Origin of the sequence: Roseateles sp. (assembly GCF_039929605.1) — a bacterium.
GTDB lineage: Bacteria > Pseudomonadota > Gammaproteobacteria > Burkholderiales > Burkholderiaceae_C > Pelomonas.
This window is the reverse complement of the sequence record NZ_JBDSQX010000134.1, coordinates 38,947-47,187: the sequence shown is the minus strand read 5'-3', so window position 1 is coordinate 47,187 and position 8,241 is coordinate 38,947. Positions and strand designations below refer to the sequence as shown.

At 67.9% G+C, this 8,241-nt stretch carries 7 protein-coding genes and 1 pseudogene; 5 read left to right on the top strand and 3 right to left on the bottom strand.

Annotated features, from left to right (window positions below; translation table 11 throughout):
- A pseudogene (locus ABIS05_RS18555) lies at window positions 1-116 on the top strand (IS5/IS1182 family transposase); the annotation flags it as partial.
- Window positions 117-160: 44 nt separating this feature from the next.
- Complete coding sequence (locus ABIS05_RS18550) at window positions 161-661, top strand: Lrp/AsnC family transcriptional regulator (RefSeq protein WP_348013394.1); 501 nt, start codon at window positions 161-163, stop codon at window positions 659-661.
- A gap of 34 nt (window positions 662-695) precedes the next feature.
- Here ABIS05_RS18550 and ABIS05_RS18545 read toward each other — a convergent pair whose 3' ends face one another.
- The 3 genes from ABIS05_RS18545 to ABIS05_RS18535 all read right to left on the bottom strand — a co-directional run bounded on the left by ABIS05_RS18545 (window position 696) and on the right by ABIS05_RS18535 (window position 3,518).
- A complete protein-coding gene (locus ABIS05_RS18545) occupies window positions 696-2,042 on the bottom strand; it encodes a TolC family outer membrane protein (RefSeq protein WP_348013393.1) in 1,347 nt (448 codons plus the stop codon).
- A gap of 140 nt (window positions 2,043-2,182) precedes the next feature.
- Window positions 2,183-2,836: a protein-L-isoaspartate O-methyltransferase gene (locus ABIS05_RS18540; protein ID WP_348013392.1), complete on the bottom strand. Its 654-nt coding sequence runs from the start codon at window positions 2,834-2,836 to the stop codon at window positions 2,183-2,185.
- Window positions 2,837-2,876: 40 nt separating this feature from the next.
- Window positions 2,877-3,518, bottom strand: coding sequence for a TetR/AcrR family transcriptional regulator (locus tag ABIS05_RS18535; RefSeq protein ID WP_348013391.1), 642 nt, complete (start codon window positions 3,516-3,518; stop codon window positions 2,877-2,879).
- A gap of 184 nt (window positions 3,519-3,702) precedes the next feature.
- Here ABIS05_RS18535 and ABIS05_RS18530 point away from each other — a divergent pair, with 184 nt between their 5' ends.
- The 3 genes from ABIS05_RS18530 to ABIS05_RS18520 all read left to right on the top strand — a co-directional run bounded on the left by ABIS05_RS18530 (window position 3,703) and on the right by ABIS05_RS18520 (window position 8,192).
- A complete protein-coding gene (locus ABIS05_RS18530; RefSeq protein ID WP_348013390.1) occupies window positions 3,703-4,527 on the top strand; it encodes an undecaprenyl-diphosphate phosphatase in 825 nt (274 codons plus the stop codon).
- Between the two features lie 250 nt (window positions 4,528-4,777).
- A complete protein-coding gene (gene map, locus ABIS05_RS18525; protein ID WP_348013389.1) occupies window positions 4,778-5,602 on the top strand; it encodes a type I methionyl aminopeptidase in 825 nt (274 codons plus the stop codon).
- A gap of 1 nt (window position 5,603) precedes the next feature.
- Entirely contained in the window at window positions 5,604-8,192 is a 2,589-nt protein-coding gene (locus tag ABIS05_RS18520; protein WP_348013388.1) for a [protein-PII] uridylyltransferase, read from the top strand.
- Window positions 8,193-8,241: the final 49 nt, after the last annotated feature.

Below are 8,241 nucleotides of genomic sequence, written 5' to 3'. Positions count from 1 at the left end.
AGCTGCTCGTGCGATACGAGAAACTCGATCGCAGCTTCCTCGCGCTCAACCACATCGCCGCAGCGATCATCGCGTTCCGCAAGGTGCCGCTGACAATAAACATTATTTACGGATAGGCTCTTAGCATTGACTAAATTCCAGCCGCTCAACAGAGACTTTCATGGCCATCCACCTCGATCACCACGACCATCGCATCCTGGCCGAGCTGCAGGCCGACGCCCGCCTGACGATGGCGGAGCTGGGCCGGCGCGTGCATCTGAGCCAGCCTGCCGTCAGCGAGCGCGTGCGTAAGCTGGAGGACGCTGGCGTCATTCGTGGCTACCGGGCGGTTGTCGATGCCGGGCAGCTGGGCTATGCCATCCGCGCCGTCATCCGCATCGAGGCGATGGACGAGTCGCTGATGCTGCACGCGCTGGACACCAGCCCCGAGGTGATGACGGCCTATGACGTGACCGGCGAGGACAGCTGGATCCTGGAGATCGCCGTGCGCGACGTGGCCCATCTGAAGGCGGTGCTGCAGCGCTTCTGCCAGCAGACGCCCACTTCCACCGCCATCATCCTGCGAGTGCTGCGCGAGCATGCGCCGCTGAAGGCGCTGTCAGCCGTCGCGACCGAGCCCACGCCCCCGCCCATCGCGGCGAAGAAAAAGCCCCGCCAATAGCGGGGCTCGGCGCGCTTCAGGTGACGCGCAGCCCTTACTTCACCAGCAACGTGTTGACCGCGCTCAGATCGTCGGCGCGCAGCTGGCCCGAGGCCTGGCGCAGCTTGAGGCTGTTGACGACGACGTCGTAGCGCGCCTTGGCCAGGTCGCGCTGCGTCGAGTAGAGCTGGGTCTGGGCGTTCAGCACGTCAAGGTTCACGCGCACGCCGACCTTGTAGCCGAGCTGGGTGGCTTCCAGCGCCAGCTTGGTGGACGACTCGGCAGCCTCGTAGGCGCTGACCTGGGCCTTGAGCGACTGCACGCCGAAGAAGGCGCGGCGCGTGGCCTCGGCGACGGCGCGGCGCGCGAAGTCGAGGTCGCTGCGGGCCTTGTCTTCCAGCACCAGGGTTTCCTTGATGCGGTTCTGCGTCAGGCCGCCGGTGTAGAGCGGGTAGGTCAGCGTCAGGCCGATGCTGGCCGTCTTGCTGGTGCCTACACCCGACGACTGCGCAGCAATGCCGTTCAGGTTGTTGTGCAGGTTCTGGCCGCCCAGCGTGGCGTTGGCGTCCAGCGTCGGCCGCTCGCCGGCACGCGCGATCTGGGTGTCGAGCTGGGCCACTTCCAGGCCCAGGCGGGCCTTGCGCACAACCGGGTGCTGCTCGTCGGCGGTGGCGACCCAGGTGTCGACATTGGTGCTGGGCAGCGCGGGCAACGCCACGGGCACGGCCAGGCCCTTGGGCTCGACGCCGACACGGCCGACGAACTGGTCCAGTGTCACGCGCTTGACGCGCAGGTCGTTGTCGGCGGCCAGCTCCTGCGCCACCGCCAGGTCATAGCGGGCCTGGGCTTCGCGGGTGTCGGTGATGGTGGCGGTGCCGACCTCGAAATTGCGCTTGGCTGAGGCCAGTTGCTCCGAGATGCCGGCCTTGTTGGCCTGCGAAGTGGTCAGCGCATCCTTGGCGGCAAGCACGTCGAAATAAGCCGTGGCCAGGCGCACGATGAGGTCCTGCTCGGCGGATTCCAGGTCCGCCTGCGCGGCCTCGAAGCCGCGGCGGGCCTTGTCGATGGTGGGCGGGTTGGCCGCGTTGTAGACCGAGTACCGGCCCTGCAGCCCGGCCGTCAGCGTGCGGTTGTTGATCGCGATGCCGCCGGGCGGATCGGTGCGCGCCTGCGTGCCGGAGGCCGACAGGCCCAGCGATGGGCGGATCAGCGCCTCGGCCTGCGCCGCGCGGGCCGCTGCTGCGTCTGCGCTGGAGTGGGTGGACAGGTAGGTCGCGTCATAGCCCCGCGCGGCGTCGTAGAGCTCCTGCAGGCTCTGGGCCTGGGCCGCACCTGAGAGCAAAAGGCCGGCTGCGATGGCCAGCGGTTGCAGGATCAGGCGTTGGGCTTTGACGAGAGGCATGGGATTCCTTGGCTGGAGCAATGTTTTAAGCAGCGGCCGGGGTTATAGACGCAAAGCCCGCCGGTGACTGAAGCCATGTGACGAGTTGCCCCACGACGGCGGCAGGCGGCGTTTGGCGGCGACGGGCGGCGGGCATCCGATCAGAAGCTGAAGGCGGGCGCTTCAGCGAAACCGGGCAGGCGGCCGGCGACGGTGTCGAACAGTTCGACGCGGCGGAAGTCGCTGGCGCCGGTGCGCGTGACGATGACGGCGCGCATGACCGGCTCCTCACCGACGAGGGCCACCAGGCGGCCGCCGACCTTGAGCTGGTTGAGCAGCGCCTGCGGCACAGCGGCGACCGAGCCGGAGAGCAGGATGGCGTCGAAGGGCTCCTCGGCGGGCAGGCCGCTGACGCCGTCCTGGTTCAACACATTGACGTTGAGCACGCCGGCCCGCCTGAGGTTGGCGGCGGCCAGCGCGGCCAGGCCGGCATCGGCCTCCAGGGCAATCACGCGCTGCGCCTTGTGACCGAGCAGCGCGGCCAGATGGCCGGTGGCGGCGCCGATCTCCAGCACTTTCTCGTGGCGCTGCACCTTGAGTTCCTGGAACAGCCGCGCCTCGACCTTGGGCGCCAGCATGCGGCGCGTGGCGGTCAGCGGCAGCTCGACGTCGACGAAGGCCTGGACCTTGTGCTCCTCGGGCACGAAATCCTCGCGATGCACCACGTGCAGCAGCTCCAGCACGCTGGTGTCGAGCACATCCCAGGGGCGGATCTGCTGCTCGATCATGTTGAAGCGGGCTTGTTCGAGGTTCATCTTGTTCTCCGGGCGCGGTACGGCGGTAAAAACCAAAATTCTAGGTGGGCTGAGGGGTCGCGAGCAGCCCGTGCAGCAGCAATGACATCTGGGCCTCCAGCAAGGCCTCGGCGCTCATGGTCTGGTGGCAGACGTCGTGGCTGCCGAAGGAGTGGTCGTACAGCAGCATGTGCAGCATGGGCGCGATCAGCAGGTGCACCGTCGCCTCCACCGGCACGGCACGGAACTCGCCGCTGCGAACGCCCCGCTCGATGAGGCCGCCGATGAGCTGCTTGGACGGGTCGATGACCTCATCGACGTAGAAGCGGGCCAGCTCCGGGAAGTTGCGCGCCTCGACCATCATGATCTTGCACACGCCACCCGCGTTGCCGTGGCCTACCTTGGCCCACCAGGCCTGCATCATCTGACTCAGCAGTTCGGCAATAGGGCCTTCGTACTGCGCGGCCTGGGCGGCCGATTCGGCGATGTGCACGGACAGGTTCTCGCGCACCATGGCCTTGAACAGCTCGTCCTTGCTCGGGTAGTAGCGGTAGAGCGTGCCCTTGGCGACGCCGGCGCGCGCGGCCACCTCCTCGCTGCGTGTGGCGGCGAAGCCTTTCTCGACGAACAGCGCCAGCGCTGCGTCCAGCAGCTCCTGCGGGCGGGCGTCCTTGCGGCGTTGACGGGGAGTAGCAGTGGCCAAGGCGGCGGAGTTAATGACCCGAGGGTCAGTAATGTAGCCCTGGGGTCAGTGCGCGGCAAGGTCCGGGCACGAGTTCTGCAAGAGGGAGCCTGCGCGGCAGAGGGCATGGCCCGCGCCCTCTGCCGCGCAGGCTCCTAGCTACACTGCGCCGCCCTTTTCAATCCTTGTTTTTCCGGAGCTGTACGTGGACGTCATCCTGCTGATCAAAGCCGCCATCATGGGCATCGTCGAAGGGCTGACCGAGTTCCTGCCCGTCTCGTCCACAGGCCACCTGATCCTGACCGGCAGCCTGCTCGGCATGACGGACGCCAAGTCCAAGGTCTTCGATATCGCCATCCAGAGCGGCGCCATCCTGGCTGTGCTGATCGTCTACTGGGCGCGCATCCGCGAGGCGCTGGGCGGCATCACCAATAGCGCGAAGCAGCAGCGCTTCGTGCTGAACATCGCCATTGGCTTCCTCCCGGCTGCCGTCGTCGGGCTGACGGTTTACAAGGCCATCAAGGCGCACCTGTTCAACGCCCCGGTCGTCGCCGGCGCCTTCATCGTCGGCGCGCTCATCATCCTGTGGGCGGAGAAGCGCGCCCAGCCCGTCGCCCGCGTGCAGACGGTGGATGACATGACCGCGCTGGACGCGCTGAAGGTGGGCCTCGTGCAGTGCCTGGGCATGATCCCCGGCACCAGCCGCTCGGGCGCCACCATCATCGGCGGCATGCTGCTCGGCCTGTCGCGCAAGGCGGCGACCGACTTCTCCTTCTTCCTCGCCATCCCGACCCTGATCTCGGCGGGCGGGTACAGCCTGTGGAAGGAGCGCCATGTGCTGTCGATGGCTGATGCGCCGATGTTCGCGGTGGGCTTCGTTGTCAGCTTCCTGGCGGCCTGGGCCTGCGTGCGCTGGCTGCTGCGCTACGTCGCCACCCACAACTTCGTGCCGTTCGCCTGGTACCGCATCGCCTTCGGCCTCGTCGTGCTGGCCACATGGTTGACGGGCACCGTGGTCTGGGCGGACTGAATTGAACAGGCCCCTCGCCCAGCCTCTCATCGCTGAACGCGAGCGAGGCCGGTCTGGGACCGCGCTGCAGCATAAGCCGCAGCGCTTCGCCAGGCACACCGCGCCCACTGGGCGCGCCGTGTCCAGGCTCAGCCCCCGCAGGGACGGCGATGCTTGCGGCATCGAGCCGCAAGCACATCGCCCAACGCGGGCCGGCTTGGGAGCGGCCCGGCGCTCGGCCCGCCAACCGGCCAACTGAGATAATTCCCGCATGGCCATCACGATCAAGACCGCAGCCGACGTTGCAGGCATGCGCATCGCCGGACGCCTCGCGTCCGAAGTCCTGGACATGCTTACGGCGCACGTCCAGCCGGGCATCACCACCAACGAGCTGGACAAGCTCGCGCACGACTACATCGTCAACGTGCAGCAGGGCATCCCGGCGCCGCTGAACTACTGCCCGCCCGGCTACATCCCCTACCCGAAGTCGATCTGCACGTCGGTGAACCAGGTGGTCTGCCACGGCATCCCGAACGACAAGGCGCTGAAGAACGGCGACATCGTCAACATCGACGTCACCGTCATCAAGGACGGCTGGCACGGCGACACCAGCCGCATGTTCGTCGTCGGCGAGGGCTCCATCGCGGCCAAGCGCCTGTGCGCCTTCACGTATGAAGCCATGTGGAAGGGCATCGCCAAGGTCAAGCCCGGCGCGCGCCTGGGCGACATCGGCCACGCCATCCAGACCTTCGCCGAGAACGCTGGCTTCTCCATCGTGCGCGAGTTCTGCGGCCACGGCATTGGCTTGGTCTTCCACGAGGACCCGCAGGTGCTGCACTACGGCCGCCCCGGCACGCTGGACGAACTGGTGCCCGGCATGATGTTCACCATCGAGCCCATGATCAACGCCGGCCGCCGGGAGATCCGCGAGACAGGTGATGGCTGGACCATCGCCACCAAAGACCGCTCGCTGTCGGCCCAGTGGGAGCACACCATTCTTGTCACCGACACCGGCTACGAGGTCATGACCGTGTCTGCCGGCAGCCCGCCGCCGCCGGCCTTCATCACACAAGCCGCAACCGCCGCCGCTGCCTGACGTGGCGACGATCGCCGATCTCCGCCAACAGTTCAAGGCCGGCAAGCAGGCGCTGATCGACGGCTTCCTGGCCGAGCGCCCGACGCAGGCCGATGCCCTGCGGCTGCTGCACCGCCTCGCCCGCCATGTCGACGACACGCTGCGGGCGTTGTGGACGCAGGCCGGCATGCCGGAAGGGTTTTGCCTGGCGGCGGTCGGCGGCTATGGCCGCGGCGAGCTGTTCCCCCATTCCGACGTCGACGTGCTCGTGCTGCTGCCCGATGGGGTAGAAGCCCACGTACCCGGCGAGGTCAAGTCGGCCATCGAAGGCTTCATCACCTCCTGCTGGGATGTCGGCCTGGAGATCGGCTCCTCGGTGCGCACGCTGGGCGAATGCCTGAGCGAGTCCGAGAACGACGTGACCGTGCAGACGGCCCTGCTCGAAGCCCGCCCGCTGGCCGGCGACACCAAGCTGTTCAAGCAGATGGCCAAGCGCTTCATGCTGGCCATGGACCCCAGGGCGTTCTTCCGTGCCAAGACGCTGGAAGCCTTGCAACGCCACACCAAGTTCGACGACACGCCCTACGCGCTGGAGCCCAACTGCAAGGAAAGCCCGGGTGGCCTGCGCGACTTGCAGATGCTGATCTGGATTGCCCGCGCGGCGGGCCTGGGCAGCACCTGGAAGGAGCTGGCCCACCGCGGTCTCATCACGCCTTTCGAGAGCCGCCAGCTGCAGCGCAACGAGGGTCAGTTGACGCTCATCCGCGCCCGCCTGCACGCCGTGGCCGGCCGGCGCGAGGACCGCCTCGTCTTCGACCAGCAGACCGCCGTGGCCCAGAGCTTCGGCTTCGAGGGCACAGCCTCGCAGCGCGCGTCAGAAGTGCTGATGCGGCGCTACTACTGGGCGGCCAAGGCCGTCACGCAGCTGCACCAGATCCTGCTGCTCAACCTGGAAGAGCAGATCAACGAGTCGCGGCAGGGCCTGCTGCACCCCATCGACGGCCAGCCGGACTACCGCGACCGCGGCCGCATGCTGGAGGTGGCCACCGACGACCTCTACCAGCGCGACCCCCACGCCATCCTGCGCACCTTCCTCGTCTACCAGCTGACGCCGGGCATCAAGGGCCTGTCGGCGCGCACGCTGCGGGCGCTGTACAACGCCCGCGGCCTGATGGACGCGGCCTGGCGGCGCGACCCGGTCAACCGCGCGACCTTCATGGCCATGCTGCGCGCGCCCGAAGGCCAGACGCACGCCTTCCGGCTGATGAACGAAACCTCGGTCATGGGCCGCTACCTGTGGGTCTTCCGCGCCATCGTCGGGCAGATGCAGCACGACCTCTTCCACGTCTACACCGTGGACCAGCACATCCTGATGGTGCTGCGCAATGTGCGGCGCTTCTTCGTGCCCGAGCATGTGCATGAGTACCCCTTCTGCTCCCAGCTCGCCGCACAGTTCGACACGCCCGAGGTGCTCTACATCGCCGCCCTCTTCCACGACGTGGCCAAGGGCCGCGGCGGCGACCACTCCGAGCTGGGCGCCGTGGAGGTCAAGCGCTTCTGCCGCCAGCACGGCGTGGGCGCCGACGACACGGCCCTGTGCGTCTTCCTCGTCGAGCATCACCTGACGATGTCGCGCGTGGCGCAGAAGGAAGACCTGTCCGACCCCGACGTCATCGCCGCCTTCGCCGCCAAGGTGGGCGACGCACGCCACCTCACGGCCCTGTATCTGCTGACCGTGGCCGACATTCGCGGCACCAGCCCCAAGGTCTGGAACGCCTGGAAGGGCAAGCTGCTGGAGGACCTCTACCGCATCACGCTGCGGGCTCTGGGTGGCGCCAAGATCAACATGGACGCCGAGATCGAGGCCCGCAAGCAGGAGGCGAGGCAAACCCTGGCCCTGCATTCCCAGCTGCCCGGCACCGAAGAGCCGCTGTGGAAGACGCTCGCCGTCAGCTACTTTGCACGCCACGACGGCGCCGAGCTGGCCTGGCATGCGCGCTCGCTGTGGCGCCACGTCGAGACGCTGGTGCCCGTCGTGCGCGCCCGCCCCTCGCCCGTCGGCGAAGGCCTGCAGGTGCTGGTCTACGCGCCCGACCAGCCCGACCTCTTCGCCCGCATCTGCGGCTACTTCGACACCGCCGGCTTCAACATCCTCGACGCCAAGGTGCACACCACGCGCAAGGGCTACGCACTGGACACCTTCCAGGCCATCCGCCCGGAGGCCGACGTGCACCACCGCGACCTCGTGCCCATGGTCGAGCAAAAGCTCAGCACCGTCCTGCAGGCCAGCGGCCCGCTGCCCGAACCGCGCCGTGGGCGGCTATCCCGCCGCGTCAAGAGCTTCCCCTACACCCCGCGCATCTCGCTGCGCCCCGACGAGCGCGCCACCGCCTGGCTGCTGACCATCAGCACCAGCGACCGCGCCGGCCTGCTCTACGCCATCGCCCGCGTGTTGGCGCGGCACGGCATCAACCTGCAGCTCGCCAAGATCTCGACGCTGGGCGAACGCGTAGAAGACACCTTCCTGCTCGACGGCCCGGCGCTGCAGCACAACAAGGCGCAGTTGCAGATAGAGAGCGAGCTGCTCGACGCCGTGTCGCTGCCGGCCTGAGCCGCCGGCGATGACGACGTTGATTTAGCGGCCCCCAACCGGGCGGCGG